Origin of the sequence: Chryseolinea sp. T2 (genome assembly GCF_037203685.1) — a bacterium.
Taxonomy (GTDB): domain Bacteria; phylum Bacteroidota; class Bacteroidia; order Cytophagales; family Cyclobacteriaceae; genus Chryseolinea.
The window spans coordinates 16,929-38,604 of sequence record NZ_JBBCAU010000007.1; the positions used below are offsets into that span (position 1 = coordinate 16,929).

25 protein-coding genes are annotated in these 21,676 nt (G+C 47.7%); 15 read left to right on the forward strand and 10 right to left on the reverse strand.

The window, feature by feature from the left end; all coding sequences use genetic code 11:
• Window positions 1-6: 6 nt before the first annotated feature.
• The 3 genes from lepA to WBG78_RS21190 form a co-directional block, all read right to left on the reverse strand.
• Window positions 7-1,791, reverse strand: coding sequence for a translation elongation factor 4 (lepA, locus tag WBG78_RS21180; protein WP_337328489.1), 1,785 nt, complete (start codon window positions 1,789-1,791; stop codon window positions 7-9).
• A gap of 179 nt (window positions 1,792-1,970) precedes the next feature.
• The gene (locus WBG78_RS21185) at window positions 1,971-3,248 is read right to left on the reverse strand and encodes a metal-dependent hydrolase family protein (protein WP_337328490.1); all 1,278 of its coding nucleotides are present in this window, start codon (window positions 3,246-3,248) and stop codon (window positions 1,971-1,973) included.
• A gap of 75 nt (window positions 3,249-3,323) precedes the next feature.
• Window positions 3,324-3,734: a hypothetical protein gene (locus tag WBG78_RS21190; RefSeq protein ID WP_337328491.1), complete on the reverse strand. Its 411-nt coding sequence runs from the start codon at window positions 3,732-3,734 to the stop codon at window positions 3,324-3,326.
• Window positions 3,735-3,784: 50 nt separating this feature from the next.
• On the opposite strand from WBG78_RS21190, the gene WBG78_RS21195 reads away from it, so the two are divergent.
• On the forward strand, window positions 3,785-4,399 hold the full coding sequence (locus WBG78_RS21195) for an acyl carrier protein phosphodiesterase (RefSeq protein ID WP_337328492.1): 615 nt from the start codon (window positions 3,785-3,787) through the stop codon (window positions 4,397-4,399).
• A 6-nt stretch (window positions 4,400-4,405) separates the two neighbouring features.
• Window positions 4,406-4,771, forward strand: coding sequence for a hypothetical protein (locus tag WBG78_RS21200; protein ID WP_337328493.1), 366 nt, complete (start codon window positions 4,406-4,408; stop codon window positions 4,769-4,771).
• A 5-nt stretch (window positions 4,772-4,776) separates the two neighbouring features.
• Here WBG78_RS21200 and thiL read toward each other — a convergent pair whose 3' ends face one another.
• Window positions 4,777-5,811, reverse strand: a complete 1,035-nt coding sequence (thiL, locus tag WBG78_RS21205) for a thiamine-phosphate kinase (RefSeq protein ID WP_337328494.1) — start codon at window positions 5,809-5,811, stop codon at window positions 4,777-4,779.
• Between the two features lie 129 nt (window positions 5,812-5,940).
• On the opposite strand from thiL, the gene WBG78_RS21210 reads away from it, so the two are divergent.
• A complete protein-coding gene (locus WBG78_RS21210; RefSeq protein WP_337328495.1) occupies window positions 5,941-6,099 on the forward strand; it encodes a hypothetical protein in 159 nt (52 codons plus the stop codon).
• A gap of 385 nt (window positions 6,100-6,484) precedes the next feature.
• Here the strand turns inward: WBG78_RS21210 and mce are convergent, their stop codons facing one another.
• Window positions 6,485-6,892, reverse strand: coding sequence for a methylmalonyl-CoA epimerase (gene mce, locus WBG78_RS21215; RefSeq protein WP_337328496.1), 408 nt, complete (start codon window positions 6,890-6,892; stop codon window positions 6,485-6,487).
• Window positions 6,893-6,966: 74 nt separating this feature from the next.
• Between mce and WBG78_RS21220 the strand changes: the two genes are divergently transcribed.
• The 3 genes from WBG78_RS21220 to WBG78_RS21230 all read left to right on the forward strand — a co-directional run bounded on the left by WBG78_RS21220 (window position 6,967) and on the right by WBG78_RS21230 (window position 9,306).
• Window positions 6,967-7,377: a hypothetical protein gene (locus WBG78_RS21220; protein ID WP_337328497.1), complete on the forward strand. Its 411-nt coding sequence runs from the start codon at window positions 6,967-6,969 to the stop codon at window positions 7,375-7,377.
• A 13-nt stretch (window positions 7,378-7,390) separates the two neighbouring features.
• Window positions 7,391-7,717, forward strand: coding sequence for a HesB/IscA family protein (locus WBG78_RS21225; protein ID WP_337328498.1), 327 nt, complete (start codon window positions 7,391-7,393; stop codon window positions 7,715-7,717).
• 191 nt (window positions 7,718-7,908) lie between these two features.
• The gene (locus tag WBG78_RS21230) at window positions 7,909-9,306 is read left to right on the forward strand and encodes an amidohydrolase family protein (RefSeq protein WP_337328499.1); all 1,398 of its coding nucleotides are present in this window, start codon (window positions 7,909-7,911) and stop codon (window positions 9,304-9,306) included.
• Window positions 9,307-9,333: 27 nt separating this feature from the next.
• Here the strand turns inward: WBG78_RS21230 and WBG78_RS21235 are convergent, their stop codons facing one another.
• Genes WBG78_RS21235 through WBG78_RS21245 form a run of 3 tightly spaced genes read right to left on the reverse strand, consistent with a single transcriptional unit; the run spans window position 9,334 to window position 11,845 of the window.
• Window positions 9,334-9,753: a RidA family protein gene (locus tag WBG78_RS21235; protein WP_337328500.1), complete on the reverse strand. Its 420-nt coding sequence runs from the start codon at window positions 9,751-9,753 to the stop codon at window positions 9,334-9,336.
• The gene (locus tag WBG78_RS21240; RefSeq protein ID WP_337328501.1) at window positions 9,750-10,544 is read right to left on the reverse strand and encodes a DUF4198 domain-containing protein; all 795 of its coding nucleotides are present in this window, start codon (window positions 10,542-10,544) and stop codon (window positions 9,750-9,752) included. Before WBG78_RS21240 ends, WBG78_RS21235 begins: the two co-directional genes overlap by 4 nt.
• A 5-nt stretch (window positions 10,545-10,549) precedes the next feature.
• Window positions 10,550-11,845, reverse strand: coding sequence for an aminopeptidase P family protein (locus WBG78_RS21245; RefSeq protein WP_337328502.1), 1,296 nt, complete (start codon window positions 11,843-11,845; stop codon window positions 10,550-10,552).
• 46 nt (window positions 11,846-11,891) lie between these two features.
• Between WBG78_RS21245 and WBG78_RS21250 the strand changes: the two genes are divergently transcribed.
• The gene (locus WBG78_RS21250; protein ID WP_337328503.1) at window positions 11,892-13,205 is read left to right on the forward strand and encodes an alpha-L-fucosidase; all 1,314 of its coding nucleotides are present in this window, start codon (window positions 11,892-11,894) and stop codon (window positions 13,203-13,205) included.
• A gap of 97 nt (window positions 13,206-13,302) precedes the next feature.
• Here the strand turns inward: WBG78_RS21250 and WBG78_RS21255 are convergent, their stop codons facing one another.
• A complete protein-coding gene (locus tag WBG78_RS21255; protein ID WP_337328504.1) occupies window positions 13,303-13,806 on the reverse strand; it encodes a DUF4199 domain-containing protein in 504 nt (167 codons plus the stop codon).
• A 111-nt stretch (window positions 13,807-13,917) separates the two neighbouring features.
• Between WBG78_RS21255 and WBG78_RS21260 the strand changes: the two genes are divergently transcribed.
• A complete protein-coding gene (locus WBG78_RS21260) occupies window positions 13,918-14,466 on the forward strand; it encodes an SRPBCC family protein (protein WP_337328505.1) in 549 nt (182 codons plus the stop codon).
• Between the two features lie 8 nt (window positions 14,467-14,474).
• The gene (locus WBG78_RS21265) at window positions 14,475-14,771 is read left to right on the forward strand and encodes a hypothetical protein (protein ID WP_337328506.1); all 297 of its coding nucleotides are present in this window, start codon (window positions 14,475-14,477) and stop codon (window positions 14,769-14,771) included.
• A gap of 13 nt (window positions 14,772-14,784) precedes the next feature.
• Here the strand turns inward: WBG78_RS21265 and WBG78_RS21270 are convergent, their stop codons facing one another.
• Window positions 14,785-15,741: a zinc dependent phospholipase C family protein gene (locus WBG78_RS21270; protein WP_337328507.1), complete on the reverse strand. Its 957-nt coding sequence runs from the start codon at window positions 15,739-15,741 to the stop codon at window positions 14,785-14,787.
• Between WBG78_RS21270 and WBG78_RS21275 the strand changes: the two genes are divergently transcribed.
• From WBG78_RS21275 to pheT, 6 genes are all read left to right on the forward strand, one after another.
• Window positions 15,728-15,970: a hypothetical protein gene (locus WBG78_RS21275; protein ID WP_337328508.1), complete on the forward strand. Its 243-nt coding sequence runs from the start codon at window positions 15,728-15,730 to the stop codon at window positions 15,968-15,970. The genes WBG78_RS21270 and WBG78_RS21275 overlap by 14 nt on opposite strands.
• Entirely contained in the window at window positions 15,957-16,211 is a 255-nt protein-coding gene (gene rpsT, locus WBG78_RS21280; protein WP_337328509.1) for a 30S ribosomal protein S20, read from the forward strand. The genes WBG78_RS21275 and rpsT overlap by 14 nt, the downstream gene beginning before the upstream one ends.
• Before the next feature lie 184 nt (window positions 16,212-16,395).
• Window positions 16,396-17,091: a RadC family protein gene (gene radC / locus WBG78_RS21285; protein ID WP_337328510.1), complete on the forward strand. Its 696-nt coding sequence runs from the start codon at window positions 16,396-16,398 to the stop codon at window positions 17,089-17,091.
• Between the two features lie 32 nt (window positions 17,092-17,123).
• Entirely contained in the window at window positions 17,124-18,389 is a 1,266-nt protein-coding gene (locus tag WBG78_RS21290; protein ID WP_337328511.1) for a serine hydrolase domain-containing protein, read from the forward strand.
• Between the two features lie 35 nt (window positions 18,390-18,424).
• A complete protein-coding gene (locus WBG78_RS21295) occupies window positions 18,425-19,042 on the forward strand; it encodes a DUF1684 domain-containing protein (protein ID WP_337328512.1) in 618 nt (205 codons plus the stop codon).
• Between the two features lie 123 nt (window positions 19,043-19,165).
• A complete protein-coding gene (gene pheT, locus WBG78_RS21300; RefSeq protein ID WP_337328513.1) occupies window positions 19,166-21,580 on the forward strand; it encodes a phenylalanine--tRNA ligase subunit beta in 2,415 nt (804 codons plus the stop codon).
• The last annotated feature ends 96 nt before the right edge of the window (window positions 21,581-21,676 follow it).

A 21,676-nucleotide genomic window follows, 5' to 3' on the forward strand; every position in this document is an offset into this window, starting at 1 on the left:
TGACGATCATTCAATTTTCAATACAGCCATAAATGCCTCCTGAGGAATCTCTACGTTTCCTACCTGGCGCATTCTCTTCTTACCCTTCTTCTGCTTTTCGAGGAGTTTTCTCTTACGTGAAATATCACCTCCGTAACACTTCGCCAATACGTTCTTCCGGATGGCGCTGATGTTCTCGCGCGATACGATCTTTTGACCGATAGCCGCCTGGATGGCGATCTCGAACATCTGGCGTGGGATAAGCTCCTTCAGTTTTTCGCAGAGTTTGCGTCCCCAGTCCTGGGCCTTGCTCCTGTGTACGATCGCACTCAGGGCATCGACCTTTTCGCCGTTAAGCATGATGTCGAGCTTCACCATATCCGACTCGCGGAAACCGATCAGGTGATAATCGAGTGATGCATAGCCGCGCGAGATAGACTTCAACTTATCAAAGAAGTCGAAGACAATTTCCGACAGAGGCATTTCGAAAGAAAGCTCTACCCTATCCGTTGTTAAGTACTGTTGATTTTTGATGATGCCGCGCTTATCCATGCAAAGGCCGATGATCGGACCGATGTATTCTGCCTTGCTGATAATCTGCGCTTTTATGTAAGGCTCCTCGATGCGATCCACTCTCGTAGGATCCGGCATTTCAGAAGGTGCATTGATGGAATGTTGCGTTCCATCGGTAAGGTATGCCTGGAATTGTACTGAAGGCACCGTCGTGATGACGGTCATATTGAATTCGCGCTCCAGACGTTCCTGGATAATTTCCATGTGGAGCATCCCGAGGAAACCGCAGCGGAAACCGAATCCCAAAGCTGCCGATGTCTCGAGTTCCCAAACGAGCGATGCGTCGTTCAGCTGGAGCTTCTCCATAGAAGCGCGCAACTCTTCAAACTCCGTAGTATCAACCGGATAGATACCCGCAAATACCATCGGTTTTACCTGCTCATACCCTTTCAATGCCGCTCCGGGATTGACCGCATTGGTGATCGTATCGCCGACGTGCACTTCGCGGGCGACCTTGATACCTGAAATAAGATATCCTACGTTGCCTGCGCTTATTTCCTGGCGGGGATGTTTATCCAGCTTCAAAACGCCGATCTCATCTACGCCGTATTCACGGTCTGTACCCAAAAACTTGATCTTCTCTCCGCTGCGGATCGTTCCGTTAAAAACGCGGAAGTAGATTTCAATACCGCGGAATGAATTGAACACGGAGTCGAAAATCATCGCCTGCAGCGGTGCTTTTGGATCGCCTTTGGGTGGCTTGATCCGGCTCACAACCGCTTCGAGGATTTCAGCAATGCCCTTTCCTTCTTTGGCACTCGCGCGCAGCACATCTTCGCGACGGCATCCAACCAGGTCGACAATCTCGTCTGTTACCTCCTCAGGCATGGCGTGAGGGAGGTCGATCTTGTTCATGACCGGGATGATTTCCAGGTCGTGTTCCAATGCGAGATATAGATTGGAAATGGTTTGAGCTTCAATGCCCTGGCTGGCGTCAACGATCAACAATGCGCCTTCGCAGGCGGCAATGGAACGGGAAACTTCGTACGAGAAATCCACGTGGCCCGGCGTATCGATCAGATTCAGAATATACTCCTTGCCATCCAGCTTATAGTTCATCTGGATCGCGTGCGATTTTATCGTGATGCCCTTTTCTTTCTCCAGGTCCATGTTATCGAGAACCTGTGCCTCCATTTGGCGCTCATTCAGAGTGCCGGTGAATTCAAGCAGCCTGTCAGCCAGGGTACTTTTACCGTGGTCGATGTGGGCTATGATGCAAAAATTGCGGATGTTTTCCATTTCGGCGCCTCTGAGTCCAGTCAGTTTTTTTAAGACTGCAAAAGTAGTAATTAGTCCTGAGTCCTTAGTCCTTAGTATTGAGTATAGCGCCAATAAGTGGGAAATAATTCGATAAGCCTCAGTCGCAAGTACTAAGGACTAAGGACCAATACTAAGGACTAAAGACTCAGGACTAAGGACTAATTCTTGTACACCACTCCCTCCTTCATTACAAAACTCACCGTCTCCATGGTCCTGATGTTTTTAACTGGATTTTCGTCAGTGCCAACGATGTCGGCAATCATTCCAGGCGCGATCGTGCCAATCTTGTCTGCCATGCCCATAATACCTGCGGGAACGGATGTGGCAGATTTGATTGCCTCCATGGCAGGCATACCCGCTTCCACCATGTAAGTGAATTCTTTGCCGTTGTCGCCGTGCGGATAAACGCTGGCATCTGTGCCAAAGGCGATTTTTACTCCCCGCTTGTAGGCTTTGGCGAAGGTTGCCTGGATCTGAGGTCCGATTTCGAGTGCCTTGGGAACCACCAGCGGGTGATAATATCCGGGTACCTTAGCCTGCTCAGCAACAAACTTTCCGGCAGAAATCGTGGGGACAAAATAGGTGCCCTTTTTGATCATCAGGTCCATGATTTCTTCGGTCATTTTTGTGCCGTGTTCGATAGTAGTTACACCGGCTTCGACGGCGCGCTTCATACCTTCGGCACCGTGGGCATGGGCCGCCACGTGAAAGCCATAGTCTTTAGCAGTTTCAATTATTGCCTTCAGTTCCTCCAGTGTGAATTGCGGACCGGAACCATCCTTGGCGATACTTAACACACCGCCCGTTGCTGTAATCTTGATCAAGTCGGAGCCGTCTTTATAACGCTGGCGGACTGCCTGGCGGGCGTCCTCGGGAGAATTGATAACTCCTTCTTTAGGTCCTGGATCGCCCATCAGATCCTTACGATACCCGTTGGTAGGATCTGCATGGCCACCAGTTGTTGCGATAGATTTTCCTGCGGTGAATATCCTGGGACCAACAACGATTCCCTGATTGATCGCATTCCTCAAAGCGACGTTTACGCCGGAGCCTCCAAGATCGCGGACCGTGGTGAATCCCGCCATCAGCGTCTTCTTTGCATTAACTGTTGAGCGGAATGCAACGTCGGCTTCATTGAGCGTAAACCGTTGCAGGGCCTGGTCCTTATTGGTTTCGCCCTCCAGATGGACATGCATATCGATCAATCCGGGCATGACAGTTTTGGAGGACAGATCGATAAGTTTGTCTGTGCCTGAAGCAGGCTTGAAACCTTTTTCGACCGATGTGATCTTGTTGCCTTCGATCACGAGCGTTACCTGCGACTGAACATCGTTGCTCTTACCATCGATGAGAGTTCCACAATGAACGAGAGTTTTTTGGGCGTACACGCCCGGGGCGACCAGCAATAAGCTGATCAATAGACTGCGAATAAGCATATCAATAGTTTAGGTTAGGTCAGAACAATTGAAGACTAAAATATTCGCTGTCGGGCAGGGAAGCAAAAAGAAGTACTATTTTAAATACTTGCTTATTTCTTTTTTAAGCGCAAGCTGCTCTTCCGCGGTCATTTCTATTGATTTGACGTGAAGCAACATATCAAACAGCACCTGGGAGTCATAGCCAAGGTTCTCTGCCATCTTCTTACAAAACAGCAGTTCCTCTCTGAACATCTTTTCGTCTGCCTTCATCAGTTGGACCATTGAAAGCAAGTAATTGAAGCGGTCATCTTCTGACAGGTCGCTGGGTAGTACGAGCGCATGCACACGGTCAAATAGCGGTTCGATTTCTGCAGCTTGCAGACCATTCGATTTTCCAATGTTAATTATATACTGCGTCTCCTGTTCTGCGATCGCGCCATCGATCTGCGCCAGGCTAATCAGGAGTTTTAATTTTTTGAGCGCTGACGTGTGTGGGGTTTCCATATCTAACAACCTAATGAACGAAATGACAAATAACGATAACTTTGTGGTTGATGAACTTCCTCGCACATATTTTTTTGTCCGGAGACAATCCACAGGTGATGGTGGGAAACTTCATTGGTGATTTTGTTAAAGGGAAAAATCACCTGCAGCAATTTGATGACGAAGTCGTTTTTGGAATCGAGCTTCATCGGTCCATTGATCATTATACCGATCATCATCCAATAGTCAAACAAAGCAAGACCCGCCTATGGCAGGGTTATCGTCACTATGCCGCCGTGCTGATCGATGTGTTTTACGATCACTTCCTGTCGCGTTACTGGGAGAAGTTTTGCAGGACGCCACTCACGCAGTATTCGACGAATACATATGCCGTTCTGAAATCGTTTGATTCCATCCTGCCGCACGAAGTACGCCAACTGTTGCCCTACATGACGCGACAGAACTGGTTGCTGAATTATGGCAACTTCGACGGGCTCCAGCAAACATTGAATGGCATGTCGCGACGAGCAAGTCACGAATCAAGAATGGACCAGTCACTTGCCGACCTTGAAGAAAACTACGATGCCTTTCGGGCGGAGTTCGATCAATTTCTTCCAGACCTCATACAACATTGCAATGCGATCCTTATTCAGGCGCAAAAGAAACCAATTATCTATCCGATTTAGACATTCATGCATAACGATCCAGAGCTGAGCGGAAAATTTCTAGGAACCATCTCCGCTGATTTTGTTAAAGTATCTGACTCACTACGGGAGGCGTCGTACCAGATACGAAAGGCCGGTTTTGACTATCCTATATTTGCCATTTGTAAGGAGCCGCAGCCCATCGGACAACTTCTTTTTGACCCGCTGCGCAATGGAACGACGTGGTATTACTATGCCTCTTTTGCCAACGAGTTCCTTCAGCGCGACCTGATTGCCAGCGATAAAGAAACTGATTTCAAAGACGCGTTTAAGGACCCTGATGAGTTCTGCTGCTTATTCGTGATCGACCCAACGTTCACGAGGTTTGTGTTCATCCCGTATCCTGAGGACTGATCTTATCAGGACCTGAAATGATCCCATCCCTGGGCACGCAGAGGAACGATGTTTCCCTGCTTGGTCACCAGCACATTTTCATCTTTACGTTCGTGGGCGTATCCGATGAAGTGTATGTCCGGGTGATTCTTGATCTTTTCCTGGTCCTCTTTATTGATTGTAAACATCAGTTCGTAATCCTCACCTCCATTGAGCGCACAGGTGAGCGGATCAAGTTTGAATTCGATGGCCGTTTCGTAGGCAGCTGTGTCGATGGGAATTTTATCGTCGTAGATCCGGAAGCCTACGCCGGAGGCGCGCGACACATGGAAGATGTCGGAGGCGAGGCCATCGGAGAGGTCGATCATTGATGTTGGTTTCACTCCAGCATCGAGAAGTTCGCTGACAATATCAGTGCGTGCTTCTGCTTTCAGAAGACGTCCAACCAGGTACTCGTACTTTTCGAGATCTGGTTGCATGTTTGGATCTTCCATGAAGACCTGCTTCTCTCTTTCAAGCACCTGAAGTCCGAGGAAAGCGGCGCCCAGGTCACCCGTTACACAGAGGATGTCGTTGGGTTTTGCCCCGTTCCGATAGACGACTTTATCTTTAGGTACGCGGCCAACCGCCGTAATAGAAATCACCAGCCCTGAAGTTGACGATGTTGTATCGCCTCCTACGAGATCGACTCCATAGTTTGTACAGGCGGATTGAATACCCTGATACAAAGCATCTATCGCCTCAATTGAAAAACGGCTGCTGATCGCGATGCTCACGGTAATCTGTTCAGCCTTGCCGTTCATAGCGGCGATATCGGATACGTTGACAGCAACAGCCTTGTAGCCAACGTGCTGTATCGGTGAATACGACAGGTCAAAATGTATTCCTTCGACGAGCATATCGGTTGAAACAAGCATAAAGTCCAGGCCTGCATCAATTACTGCAGCATCGTCGCCGATGCCGACTACGGATGAAGTATTGGTAAGCTTGAAATTGTTGCTGATGCGATTAATAAGGCCGAATTCTCCCAGCTGACTGATCTCCGAACGTTCCTGATCCATGCGATTTTGCGGTTATGAAAATGTGGTTCGCCGGAGCAAGCTGCGGCTCGGGTGCAAAAGTAAGATTTGGTCGAATATGAATGGTTTCCTTTTGGTGATGGCCGTATCTATACGTGATTTTTTATTCCTATGAGGCATTACCTGACATTGATTTTCGTCCTCATTTTCTGCCTGACAGCCTGCGGACCGAAGCCTTATTACAAGACGGCAAAGGGCAAGAAAAAGCAGAAATACTATAACGCACTCCAGTATGGTGGAGGCACCCAGGAAATTAAGCATCAGCGTTGATCATTTTGCCGAAAGGCCTTGAGGAATTCGGACTTAAAAACCTATTTTCTCCAGGTTTCCCGATGGCCATTTACGGTGCCGGGAAACGAATTTCAAAGGTGCTATTGTGACACTTTGTCACATGCCTTTTGTCTCCCGGCGCTCAACCGACGCTCAATAAAAGGTCAATCGAAGGTCAATAAAACCTAGACAAACTCTTGATTGAAGTTGCAGCCTGTCGCAAAAAGGGTCCCGCAGGTGTGTTTTCCTTACTTCCTTAGATCCAACGTCGTCCCAAACTGACGTAACGTCATGCTAGCTCAGAGTCCAGTGCCGCGGGTGTGAAATCTAGATAATCCAAAGACTCAGGACTAAAGACTCAGGACTAAGGACTCAGGACTCAGGACTAAGGACTCACAATGTCCTGGCACAGTTCGATCAGCACGCCGCCCGTTTGGCGTGGATGGAGAAAGGAGATCAACTTATTGTCGGCCCCCCGTTTAGGCTCAGGGTTTATGGGCTGAAAACCGGCTTTCTGATGTTCTTGCAGGCTTTCGCGGACGTCAGAGACCGCAAATGCCAGATGGTGTATGCCTTCACCGCGCTTTTCGATGAATTTTTCGATGGCTGAACCCTCGCGGGTGGATTCGAGCAATTCGATCTTTATACCGGACACATCGAAAAAGGACGTCCGCACACCCTCTGATTCCACCTCCTCGGTTTTATAGGGTTCTCTGCCAAGAAGTCTCGCAAATACTTTGTTAGCCTCCTCGAGGTTCCGTACGGCGATTCCGATGTGCTCCAGTTTTTCCATTATTGACTATCTTTGTAAGCCAAAAACGAAACTTTTTGGCTAATTAGAAAGTTTGGAATTTGAATCTTTACCCAATGACTGAAACGCTCAGCGACATGCATGTCGAAGCCGCACGAATCCAGCAGGAAATCAAGGACTACCTCGGTTTGAGGACTTCCGACCTGGTTTTTGAATATTCAAACGTAGACGGCAAGGTGAAGCTGGACCTGATCACGATCAACCCGCGTCACAACCAGGCGTTCCTGTTTCACAGTGAGCATGGGGCTGACAAGGTTGATGCCTTGAAGAAGATGTTGAATTACGTCCAGAAGTACAAAGAGAAGGAAAATTCTTATACGATCCAGTGGGTTGCAAAGGGTGATACGGAATTGCACACGTCGTACTTTAAGGCCAGCAATATCCTGAACGCGTTGCAAAAACTTTATTACGGCAGGGATATGAACACGATCACAGTATTCAGCGTCGTGTTGAATCCCATCTCTTAACACATTAAGAACTATGATTACGGTTACTGATAAAGCGAAAGAAAAGATCATCTCACTTCGGAAGGAAGAGGGACATGCCAATTATAACAATGTGCGCGTAATGGTGAAAGGCGGCGGTTGCTCGGGATTGATGTACGATCTCAACTTCGACGACGAGATCAAGCCTGCGGATCAGGTGTTCGAAGACAAAGGCATCAAAATCCTTGTTGACAAGAAAAGCCTCCTTTATCTGGTCGGTACAGTACTGGACTTTTCGGATGGCCTTAATGGCAAGGGATTTCAATTCATCAATCCTAATGCAACCCGCACCTGCGGTTGCGGTGAAAGCTTCGCTGTATAGTTGAATCACTATCCTGATACGACCGGCGTTTCATAATTATTTAAACGTCTTTATCCTTTATTTACTGAGAGGCCATCTGCCGCTCATGTATCTCAGTTTTTCGTTGCCTTCCGATCAATTTAGCAGACCGAACCAAAATTCATTACCTTGGTTTCTACGGTCCATTTACTCCCCCCCGATCGGACGCCTACATGACACACCTATTCTCCGTCGTTCGAAGGAACGATCAGCTTCAGACATCTTTCTGTAAAGTAATCTTTTCTCTGCTCCTCTCCTGTATTGGAGTGCTGGCTTTTTCGCAGTCCAACCATTCGCTCATTTTGTACAACAAGAACGAGATGCTGCTTGAAAATGCCCGTGTGGTAGACGTGATAACCGGAACCGTACTGGAGCAGCAGGCGATATACATTTCGAATGGAAAGATCAAGGCAATTGCAACACGTAAGAAGATCAAGGTCCCCAAAGGAATCAGCACACTTGACCTACAAGGAAAAACTGTGTTGCCCGGATTGGTGATGTTGCACGAGCACATGAATTACAACAATGGTGCAGGGGTTTGGCTATTTCAACCCGCAAGCTTTCCGAAGCTTTACCTCGCTGCCGGCGTTACGACGCTGCGTACTGCGGGAGCAGAGAATCCCATGTATGATCTTAATCTTAAGAGGCGCATCGACAAAGGCCTTGCTATCGGGCCGAGGATGTTCGTGACAGGTCCGATGTTTAACGACCCCTCCGGGGGATTTCTGGGTGATTTCGTTATCACTACTTATGAAGAGGCCCGTAAAGCGACAGCCTTTTGGGCGGAACAGGGATGTACATCGTTCAAAGTATATTCCGATATAAGCCGCAATGCATTGATGGGTGTTATTGATGAGGCTCATGCCCGGGGGCTTATCGTAACAGGTCATCTTGGAAAGATGTCCTGTTCAGAAGCAACTGAACTCGGCATCGACAACATTGAACACGGGTTTGCTTCGTGTGTCTCTGATCTAAATCTGGCATGGGACTCGATATGGCACATCGATAATCAGCAGAAGAAAGTAACAGACCTCATTAACCGGTTAGTTGCCCGAAATGTTGTTTTGACGGTGACGCCTTTCTCTGACAGTGATTTCGGAAACGTCAGCCTGTTTGATTATCTCAGTACAGATGAGCGGAAGCGGATAGAGGGTTATGTCAAAGAAAGGCCGCCTTTTATTCCGAAGGAACAGAACGAAGTTCAGTTACGTCCACTGGAAAAAACTTTTGTCACGAAGGGCGGCCACATTGTGTTGGGAGCCGACGCCGCTGACTTTGGTATCCTTCCAGGGTTTCAGGACCACAACGCAATGGTTAGCATGGTAAAAGGGGGATGGAAACCGATGGATGTAATCAGGATGGCCACTATCGATGGAGCCCGATTCCTGAAAGCAGAGGGAGAGCTTGGAAGCATCGAGGTTGGAAAAAGCGCTGACCTTATCATTGTCTCCGGCAAGCCGGACCAGACGATGGAAGATATCCGTAATGTTGATATCGTTTTTGAAAAAGGTGTCGGGTACGATTCAAAGGCACTTCGTGAAAGAGCTAAAGGGCTGGTTGGAAGGCACTGAAAATAATCATGGCTATACGCCTTTTAATCATGGCACTTTCACAACGGTTGCTATACACTTCAACTCAATAGCAATCGGAGTGGGCAATGCATTCACTTCAACTGTGGTTCTGCACGGTTTGTTTGTTGTGAAGTACTTCGCGTAGATCCCGTTGAATGTATTGAAGTCAGACTTCATGTTTGTCAGAAATACGGTGACGTCTATTAGATTGTCCCAATGAGAGCCTGACGCCTCGAGGATGAGACGCACGTTTTCAAACACCGCGTGACATTGCTCTTCTATATCGTAGGCAATGATATTACCGCCGTCATCAAGCGTTACTCCCGGAATTTTGGAACTTCCCTTCTTTCGGGGACCAACTCCGGAAAGAAAAAGCAACTCGCCCACTATGCGCGCGTGAGGATAGGGACCCACTGGTTCCGGTGCCTGATCAGCGTTGATATTCATGGTTTCACAGCAAACACCAGGCTGCCCCAATAACTTCTCCAATCGGCCGCGGGATCTTTGGAAGGCACCATCTTCACAACGCTTACCATCCATGAACCTGGATTGCTGATTTGCATTTCGATCATGCCATCCTTTTGAGTGTAGGCATTCTGAATTGTTGTGCGATTGTCAAAGCGGTTCCAGATACGAACCTTTGCACCGAACAATGGCTGACCATTAAAGAGAACAAGGAACTGACATTTGTCCGCCCTTTTCAATTCATAAGGGTTGCGTTGTGGTATCAATTCAATTGGCATGCCGACAATTTTCTTATAGATGTCATCGCGTGTTTCGCCTACCTGTAAAAACAATTTAGTGTGCCGTGAATAGTGTTCGCGAGCCTTGTTCCCCAGAGCCTTGTTCTTCTCACGCGAGGCGTAGACGTCGTCAAGTCCATCCTCCTGCAGATATTCATTGAATAGTTTCGCTTCAAGTTCAATGTATGCAGGGTTGCTTTGCATGGCCAGGAGTTTCGTGCCTGGAGTATTAAACCGAACAGAGAGAGTGCTGTTTTCGCGGTTAACGCTGTCGGCAAGACTGCGCACGCCATCACTTTCAATTGCCTGCAATGATTCGACGCGATGCACTTTCAAATCCCAGGGTTCGCCCATGAAATTCTCGCCCACCATGAACTTCAGCTGCGCCTTTTCACCCGTTTTTAAAAAATAACGGTCGGCCTGGAGCCAGAATTCATGTGCCTGTGCGGCCAGCAATACCATCAACAGTGCAAAAGTTGTAATCCAATGACGCATTCTACCTAGGATTGCATGATAGATTCAATTTCATCGGCCTCTTCGGGAATGTTTCTCATCAGATCGAACACGCCATCGTCCATGATCACAACGTTGTTTTCGATGCGAATACCAAAGCCCTCCTCACGGATATAGATGCCTGGCTCTACTGTCCACACCTGACCGGCGCGCATCTTGTGATACATACTGCCAACGTCATGGACATCGAGGCCGAGCTGATGGCCGGTGCCGTGCATGAAGTACTTCTGAAATAGTGGTTTGCTCTTGTCCTGGTGTTTCACGTCGTTTCTGTCAAGAAGGCGAAGGTCTATCAACGCAGACTCCATGACCTTCTGTACCTCACGATGGTAGTCGTAATATTTTTCGCCCGGCTTCAGCATGTTTGTTGCTTCGCGTTTTACATGGAGTACAGCATCATATACCTCGCGCTGACGTGGTGTGAATTTACCATTCACCGGTATTGTGCGTGTAAGGTCGGCGTTGTAGTTGGCATATTCGGCGCCAACATCCAGCAGCAGGACTTCGCCTGCCTGACACACCTGGTTATTTTCAATATAATGCAGTACACAAGAGTTTGCGCCAGATGCAATGATAGGTTCATAAGCGAAGCCTCTGGAACCGTTTCGTAAAAACTCGTGTGCCCACTCGGCTTCAATCTCGTATTCTTTTACGCCGGGCTTAACAAATTTCAGCACACGTTGAAATCCGCTTGCTGTTATATCACATGCGCGTTGCATCAGCTCCAGTTCAAATTTCGACTTAACGGAGCGAAGACGATGAAGGATTGGTGCGAGGCGCTCGTAGCGATGGAGCGGGAAACGTTCCATGCATGATTTGACAAAACGTGACTCACGCGTCTCAACTGACACGTCGGCGCGATAGTGGTCATTGGTATTGAGATACACATGCTCCACGTCGCCCATCACCATCAGCAGTTTAAATACCTGCCAGAATTCTGATGTCCACAACACGGTGTCGATTCCGGAGACTTCGCGTGCCTCTTCTTTGGTTAGCTTATGGCCTTCCCATGTCGCTATCAAATCGCTGGTTTCCCGGACAAACAGGATCTCCCGATATTTTTTGTCAGGCGCATCCGGGAACACAAGCAGTATGGTTTCTTCCTGATCAACACCAGACAAATAGAACAGGTCGCTGTTTTGTCTGAAGCGAAGCGTACCATCAGAGTTAGTGGGCATCACATCATTGGCATTGAGCACGGCGATCGAATTTGCTTTCAAATCCTTTACCAGATGCTTCCTGTTCGTCACGAAGAGTTCGTTATTTATGCTTTCGTATCTCATATCGAATCCATTAAATTGGAGCGGTGCAATTTAAACGTAAAACCTAATGAAGCCAACCTCGCTCGTCCTGAACACATTACTGCTTATACTTCTTACGGCGTCCCTGAGCAGCGCGCAATGGAAGTATGAACCCACGCCGGAAAACATCAAATCAAGAGAGTGGTTCCAGGATGCCAGGTTCGGATTGTTTATTCACTGGGGTGTGTATAGCGTCCTCGGCGATGGCGAATGGGTGATGAATCAACAGCAAATACCCATCAAGGCTTACGAAAAGATTCCAGCATTTTTCAATCCAACGGAGTTCGATCCAAAGGCCTGGGTGCAAATGGCAAAGAGTGCCGGCATGAAATACATCACCATAACCAGCAAACACCACGATGGCTTCGCCATGTGGAACAGTCAGGTATCGGATTATAATATTGTTAAGCGCACTCCATATGGGAAGGACGTCCTCAAAATGCTTGCAGATGAATGCCAAAAGGAAGGTATTAAACTGTTCTTCTACCATTCTCAATTAGACTGGCATCATCCAGACTATTTTCCGAGAGGAAACACGGGCGGAAGCTGGACTGGGAGACCGGAGTCCGGAGACTTCAATAAGTATCTCGACTATATGGATGCTCAATTGACCGAGTTGCTCACCAATTACGGTGACATTGCCGGCATTTGGTTCGATGGGATGTGGGATAAGAAAGATGCGGACTGGCGGTTAGAGAAAACTTATAAACTGATCCATCAGCTGCAGCCAGCGGCACTAGTGGGAAGCAATCATCATCGCGCGCCGTATCAGGGAGAAGATTTTCAAATGTTCGAGAAAGATTTACCAGGCCATAACACGACTGGTTTTTCAAGCGAACAGGTAGTGGGGGCTTTGCCTAAGGAGACCTGTGAAACGATAAATAACTCATGGGGATTTCATTTGAAGGATGATCAGCATAAAAGCAAGAAGGTCCTGGTTCAATATCTGGTAAAGGCGTCAGGATACGGCGCCAACTTTCTTTTGAACGTTGGACCGATGCCAAACGGGAAAATTCAGCCTGAACATCTGGTTTCATTAAAGGGAGTGGGTGAATGGCTTAATGTGAATGGAGAAACGATCTATGGTACTCGCGGTGGGCCACTCACTGCCAGAGACTGGGGAGTGACCACTCAAAAAGGGAACAAGGTTTATGTTCACATTCTGAATTGGTTCGATGAATCACTTACGTTGCCGTCGTGGGGAAAGAAGATCAAATCGGCAAAACTGTTTGCAGATAAGTCGCCCGTGAAGTTTCTGGAGAATGAGTACGGGATAACTATTAAGGTTCCCAGGGGAAAGCTGGACGAAATCGATACGATTATCGAACTTGAAATGAAGTAGGCTCTAAACAAAACAGCCGGCTTTGCAATCATCGCTGATGCAGAGCCGGCTGCTGTTAACTACACTGTTGTAAGTTTGTTATTTACCTTGCTATAACTCAGTGAGCGATAGGTTCAACCATCTTTTCGCTCATCAATTCTTTATCGAGGGGAACGTTGACCTGGTCAGTAGTTACCCAGTTCAAAAGAATAAATGTCATCAGAAGACCAGAGAAGAATCCTTCCAGTGCAACAATGAATGCAGCCATGTAGGGATTTAAGTAGCGTCCCATAGGTTCACGGGTACGAATCGCTTCCATAAATGACTGGTCGAGCTGCATATAAAGAAAAAGGAAAACTCCGAATGCGAGTGACGCTACGGCACCCGTTGCTACTCCCATGATCAGGCCCCTGAAGTAGTTGAGCCTGTCAGTATGCGTTTCTTTGAATTTGCGTAACGCTGCCCATATCCCTACCGTGAGGATGATAAGGTTGAGCAATCGAAGTTCCGCATTGTGCGCCAGGTCCAGAAACTTCATAAAGAAGAAGTAAGCGATCAGCGCCAGGGCTATGCGTAGGCCATAGTTTTCTGCTATCCGATTGGGATTCGACAATATGTTCATGGCTAGTTGAATTTTGGTATTAAGACAATTTACATCATTAAGTACATTTTCGAACGTTTTCTAAGCTAAAAAAACTAGTAAATTTGACGTCGGACCTGGCCCCTATCGTAGATGAAACCGCTGAAAATTGCAGCTGTCGTTGTGCTCGTAATTTGCCTGATCATGGCTATCGTAATCACGATACAACCGGACAAGGCCCACCTGGAACGGGAAATATTCATAGAAGCGCCCGACTCAGTTATCTTTCCATATGTCAGTAACTATAGAAAACTAAGTACGTGGTGGCCGTGGCCCAAAATGGATGCTGAGTTGAAACAAAGCTATGAAGGAGTTGATGGTACGCTTGGATCCAGGGTGTATTGGAGTGGCAGTAAAGCAGGCAAAGGCAGTATGACTGTGCAGGAGCTGATTCATAATAAAAAAGTGAAGAGCGTCATGGTTATCGCCAGCGAAAAGCAGTCTGCCATCAGCGAATTCACTCTCGAAAGCAAAGACAATGGAACAGCGGTACACTGGACCTATGACGGCGTAAATGACGGTCTCCCCGGAAAGGCTAAATGGATCGTGATGGGCACGCTGCTGAATAGCCAGTACGACCTTGGACTAAAAAATCTGAAAAAGATCATCGAGGACAAGCAGACCACAGCACCAACTAACTAATTTGGGGCATGGTAACTTTCGAGTCCTTCAAGCAGTCACTGAAAGAAAGCAACCCGCCGTCCAGTCTTCCGGTTCTCCTGAAAGCTATGTGGTTTGAGGGGAAAGGTGACTGGCATACAGCCCACGAGTTGGCGCAGGATGTACATACGCGCGAAGGGTCATGGATACATGCCTACCTACATCGGAAAGAGGGTGACGTTGGTAATGCAGGCTACTGGTACAGTCGTGCGGGAAGATCCATGCCAACGCAATCACTCGAGAAAGAATGGGAGTCGATAACGCGCGAGCTGTTGGCCGATCGCTGACCGACAATGATGATTATGGTTCTCCTTCATGAGGACGTGCCTGGATCTTTTTTTCACGCCAAAGTTCCAACTCATGCTTTCTTTCCGCCAGCTCTTCTTCAGTTGGTTGGTAATTCAGTAAGGAGATATCCGGCTGCCCGGCATCTGTCCAGGCGCTGAACCATAGATTCCCAGTCATCCGGATTGCAGCACGCATTCGTCGTTCGACCATACCGTGCAGGCGTCTGTGGTACGTCCTCGAAAAGCTTTCTGCGTAAACTTTCGTTGTTACCCGCCCTTTGCTTTCAAACGAGAATTTGCTGCCCGGCTGATCGTGGGACAATGATTTTTCAATATTCAGCACGGAATCGACGGCGGCATTCGATTCTGTAACCGCCTGCCAAACGGCTGAAAGCGGATCATTGACATATGTGGCTTTGCCAACAAGGAAATTGAAATCCCGGGCGAACATCTCTGGCAGGCGCGACTCCCAAAACGCGTGGATTCCATCCTGCCCGGTAAGCTGGCCGTTATAATTTTCAGTAGTGTGAAGGGGCACATGGGCATCGCCGACGTAGTGGCCCAATTCGGAAGACAGCTTTAGAATCCGAGCCGGATCTCTCAACAAAAACGCCTCCCGCAGGGAGAAATACATGCGGTTGACGTGCCATGGCAGAATTCCAAACGCCACGAGAGTGTCCTCTGTCAGCTCCTCTACAGCCTTATTCCAGTTTCTGGGGAGTTTGAATAACGCACTGTCTCCGTAATGGTCCAGGTCGATATAATGCCTTGGGGCCTCTTCCGGCACCGAGTGACGACGTCTGTCGGGGTTTACGGCCACCTCTCTTATATAGTCGAGATTTGCCTTATAAAAGCCGATCAGCCCATCAGGGAGGGTATAAACAGCCAATTCATTGATCTCCTGATGGGCATAGAAGCCCCATGAAAACCAAAATACTGATAAAGAGGCCACTAATGTGTACAACGACATTGTCGATCAGGTTTATTCAATGGCTAAAGATGGAGTTGAATGGATTTTGGAGCAAAATTTCCATCGAAGCAAAACCTATCAAAAAACCGTCAGGAAGGGCGGATTCGCATATTTGATGCACTTTGGCCTGGATTCCTTGTCTACAAAGCCTGTATTTTGTTTTGCAAATCCGGCAAATGCCTTTACCTTTGCACTCCTTTTAGTTACAGAAGCAAATGGCAAATCATAAGTCAGCAGAAAAGAGAATTCGGGCCAACGAAGCAAAGCGTGTTCGCAATCGCTATCAGCACAAGACCACCCGTACGGTGATCAAGAAGCTCAGAACTACTACTGTAAAGGGTGATGCAGTGGCTCTTTTGAAAGAGGCATCGTCGCTCATCGATCGTCTTGCCAAGAAGAATATCATCCACTGGAAGAAAGCGGCAAATCAGAAATCAAAGCTGACCCGCCTGGTGAACAAGCTTGCATAAGTAAGACGTTCATTTCAAGAATTATAGAAGCCCCACAGATTGTGGGGTTTTCCGTTTCCGGGCAGTCCCATTATTACTATTTCATTTGCGTTAATTAGCAGGCTGGCTGCTCATTGGACCACGTGCACGATCCGGTCTATTGCGCCTACGAAATCCGTTATGCCGTTAATTAACCTCGTTACCCATGATGACCACAGAAATCATTCCGCTCCGGGACTGGTCTCCGCAGGACCTTCCCCGGGAAAAGCTTCTTCGCAAAGGAACTTCGGCCTTGTCGGATGCCGAGTTGATATCCCTCCTATTAGGTTCAGGGACCCGTTCAATAAGCAGTGTTGAACTTGGCAGGCGTGTGCTTCATCACGCCAATAACAATCTTCATGATCTCGCGCGGATGTCCGTAAAGGACCTCGTGCGTGTCGGCGGCATTGGCCACAGCAAAGCAATGGCAATTGTTGCGGCTCTTGAGTTAGGGCGGCGGCGACGTGAGCTGAGCCCGGAGTCGCGTCCCCGCCTCAGCAAGTCGGCCGATGCGTTTGATCTCCTCAAACCGTTTTTGCAGGATATTCCTCATGAAGAGTTCTGGATCATTCTGGTGAACAGAGCCAACCGACTGATCAAAATTGGTCAGATAAGTCAGGGAGGTGTAGCCGGAACAGTTGCTGATCCAAAAATCATTTTCAAAATGGCCATTGAGGAACTGGCCTCAGGAATAATTCTTGCGCACAATCATCCTTCGGGTAATATCACTGCAAGTCAGGCGGATATAGAACTTACCCGAAAGCTTTCTGCGGGCGCCCGTCTACTGGAAGTGCAAGTTCTCGATCACATTATTTTGGCCGGTCAAAAATATTTTAGTTTTGCAGATGAGGGTATGATGTGAAATTGCAGGATGATTCAGTCGTTAAGTTTTAGATGAAGAGAAAGCATCCCATTATAATAGGATTGATCGTTATCGTTGTTCCAATACTGATTGGGCAGGTGATGACATCAAAGCGGGATCCCCAGCCGCTTGCATCCATCAGGAAAGAGTACCCTAAGCGCCCGCCTAACCCGATCCTTGAGAAAGTAATCGAGGAGTACGATGAGAAGCTAAATGCTCTGATGGAGAAAGCACAAACACCAGGGATTGCGGTGGCTATTGTGCATGACAGTACGATAGTATATCTGAAGGGTATTGGTGTTCGTTCTGTGAACGGGCCAGACTCTGTGGATGAAAACACCGTATTCAGGCTTGCGTCGGTTTCCAAGTGTTTCGCAGCCTTCCTGACCGGGATACTAGTGGAAGACAGCGTGCTGTCGTGGAACGATCATGTGTCGGATTATCTGCCCCGCTTTGCACTTGAAACGCCGGAAGAGACTCAAAAACTTACTATTCGCAACGTCTTATCGCACACCACCGGACTGCCTTATCACACATACACTAACATGGTTGAAGAGGGATCGCCACTGGATACGATGCTCTCATGGTTACGGAATGTTCGCATGGCATCGAAGGTGGGCAAGTCTTACAGCTACCAGAATGTTGCTTACAGCCTCGTGGGTCCGGTGATCCAGGCGAAGACAGGTAAGACGTATGAGCAGGAAATGATACAGAGAGTTTTCATTCCGCTTAATATGAAGACCGCGTCGATCGATTACAAGAGCATCATGGCAAACGCAAATGTTGCCCAGCCTCACCTCATGCGTCGCGGTAAGAAATTCGCCCAGGTAAAAATCAACGACACGTATTATAATGTAGCCCCTGCGGGAGGTATCAATGCAAGCATCTCCGATATGGCACAGTGGATGATCGCACTGCTGGGTAATCGTCCTAATGTTATTCGTAAATCCACCATCGATTCATTGTTTACTCCGGTGATCAGTGCGCCTTCCAAGAATCGGAATTACGGGCGCATGCATCGCCTGAGCAAGTCTTATTATGGAATGGGATGGCGGATTCTATATTATCCGAACGACACCCTGATGTACCATGGTGGATACGTGACGGGTTTTAGAAGCGAGGTTGCTGTAAATCCCCGCGACAAGATTGCGGTTTGTATTTTAGCAAATGCGCCAGGCGAAGTTGCCGATAACGGAATCCCTTTGTTTTTCGATTTGTTTGAACCCGCCAGGCAGAGTGTATTGCGGTATGAGGAAACGCAACGCCGGGTGCTGAACCGGCAGGCCAAAATTGATTGATTTGTTTGATTTGTTGATTTGTTGATTGAATCACTGTGAAACCTAAGAACATCATTCTACTCGGCGTAATAGCAGTTGTGCTCGCGGCGATCATCTATACATTCGTGGGCAGCCAGGACCAGGCAGCATACAGTTCGCAAATTGAAAAGGACAGAGAGGAAAGGGATAGCTATATGAAATCGTCGCCTGAATCGCCGTTTGCAAAAGAAACGGGCAGCTATGGTGGCCTAAAGTACTATCCACCGAACGTCCGGTATAAGGTGGTAGCAACACTTGACCTGGTTAAAGACAAACAGCCTGTTGTCCTGTCTACAAGCGACGGAAAGGAGCAGCATTATCTGCCATACGCATACGCATCTTTTGACCTTGATGGTTACAACAACAAGTTGCTGATCCTGGAGAATATGGATATGGGTCCTGAGCGCGGAAAACTGTTTCTGCCTTTTGGAGACGAAACCAGTGCCTCCGAAACGTATGGAGCCGGCAGATACCTTGATGTGGTAAAAACTCCTGGAAACAACTCTATCACACTTGATTTTAACAAGGCCTATAATCCGTACTGCGCCTATAACGACAGTTATTCGTGTCCTTTTCCCCCGTCGGAGAATCTCTTGAGAGTCGCAATTCGCGCCGGAGAAAAATCCTATCATTGATATCATTCTCAGAATCAGGTAGCTGACTCAATTCAGGTACAATCGACATTAGAATATTTCGTGTAAACGATTAGTTTTGCCGTCTTCAGATCTTGGTGAACAGCGCCTGGACTGATTTTACCCATGACCATTTCGTACAACTGGCTTAAGCAGTACATAGATATTCCGGAGAGCGCCGAGGAGATTGGACAAGTGTTGACGTCCGGTGGTCTCGAGGTCGAAAAAGTAATTCCGCATGAAACCATCAAGGGCGGGCTGAAGGGCCTTGTTGTGGGCGAAGTATTGACCTGCAGCAAGCATCCGAATGCGGACAAGCTGTCGCTCACGACAGTTGACGTTGGAAATGGAACTGTCCTGCCAATTGTTTGTGGAGCACCCAATGTGGCCGCCGGACAAAAAGTGATCGTTGCACTTCCTGGTACTACTGTTTTTCCAACGCAAGGCGAGCCATTCACGATTAAGTCGGCAAAGATTCGGGGAGAAAAATCTGAAGGGATGATCTGTGCCGAAGATGAAATTGGTTTAGGTCAAAGCCATGCGGGCATCATCGTATTAAATACCGATACACCCAACGGCACTCCCGCAGCGCAATTTTATGGCGTTCAGTCTGACTACATTATTGAAATAGGCCTTACACCAAATCGCGCTGATGCTGCTTCTCACATTGGTGTAGCCAGAGATGTTAAGGCATCCAAAGGACGAAAAATATCATGGCCCGATGTTGACCAATTCCGCGTTGACAATCGCGACCTCGTCGTTCCTGTCGAAGTAATTGACGTATCTGCCTGTCCACGGTATTCGAGCGTCACCATCGCTGGTGTAAAGGTTACTGACTCTCCCGAATGGCTGAAGCAGAGACTTACTGCTGTTGGCCTCGCTCCTATCAACAACGTCGTTGATGTTACGAACTTCGTATGTCATGAACTGGGCCAACCGTTGCACGCATTCGACGTTGATCGTATCGCCGGTGGTAAAGTCATTGTGCGGACATTACCGGCAGGAACCAAATTCGTTACACTTGATAATAAAGAGCGCACGCTTACTGCTACAGACCTTATGATCTGCAATGGCAAGGAAGAGGGTATGTGCATTGCAGGTGTGTTTGGAGGGTTGGGGTCAGGCATTACAAGCGAGACGAAGAACGTATTTCTTGAAAGTGCGTATTTCGCTGCTGATAGTGTGCGACGTACATCCATCAATCATCAGCTAAAGACCGATGCGTCTTTCCGCTTTGAACGAGGTGTGGATCCAAACAACACCGTTTATGCATTGAAGCGTGCAGCGTTGCTGATTAAGGAAATAGCAGGAGGAAAAATTTCGTCCGATGTTCAGGATTTTTATCCTCAGCCGATATCAAATCGCGAAATCAAAGTGACCGACAAGCATGTCGATCGCTTGATTGGAAAGCAGATACCGAGAACTCAGGTATTTGAAATTCTCCAACGGCTGGATATCCAGATAATTTCAGAAACAGCCGATAGCTATGTCGTTAGCGTAGCGCCTTATCGGGTTGATGTAATCCAGGAAGCCGATGTGATCGAAGAGATTCTTCGCATTTACGGCTTCAACAATATCGAACTGTCGAAGTTCGCCAGAACGGATTACCTCGCGGAGTTTCCAGTGAAGGACATTGATCGCTATCGCAGAAGTATCAGCGAGATGCTGACTGGCAGAGGCTTCTATGAGATTTGGACGAACTCACTGACGAATCAGGCCTATCAGACGAAGCACAATCTCGACTTCGGAGCGGAGCCGGTAGAAATCCTGAATAAGCTCAGTGAAGAACAAGGCATTTTGCGACAGACATTGTTGTTCACAGGTCTTGAGGTTTGCGCGTATAACATCAACAGAAAACAGCGCGAGCTAAAGTTGTTCGAGTTTGGCAAGACTTATCATAAGAAGGAAAAATACTTCGAGCAGGAGAAGCTTGCGCTATACACAACTGGAAATCGTGAACCTGAAAACTGGCAGCGTAATGCGCAGGCAGTAAGTTATCATGATCTCGCACAACAGGTTCAGCATGTATTTCTCAAATCAGGAATCAAGAATGCATCGCAGGAGATCATCAAGGATCAACTGTTTGAACATGGTGTTCGATTCATGCAAGGGAAAGAGGAAATTGGAAAATTAGGAAAAGTAAAAAGCTCATTGCTGAAAGATTTCGGCATCAAGCAGGAATTATTTTATGCCGAGCTCGACACTGCCTTGCTTTTCAAGTATGCAAATCCTAAGTTAGTAATTCAGGAAGTAACAAAATTTCCTGAAGTGAGAAGGGATCTTTCACTAGTTATCGACAAGAAGGTGAGCTACGATGAAATTCGAAAACTCATTAAGCAAACAGAAGGAAAGTTGATTACGAATGTTGTTGCCTTTGATGTATACGAAGGTGACAAGTTGCCGGAAGGCAAAAAGGCGTATGCTCTTGCGTTCACCTTGCAGGATGAGAGCAAGACTTTGACAGATGAAGTGATCGAGAAAACGATGGACAGGCTGATGAAGGCGCTCGAGTCTCAACTCGGTGCGATTATCAGGAAATAGTTGCTGGCTGAAGGTTGTGCTGCATGAAGTTAGATTGATTCAGCAAAGCTAGTTCGGATAAAGGATGGAGTTCGAAATATTCACCTTGGGGCTTCA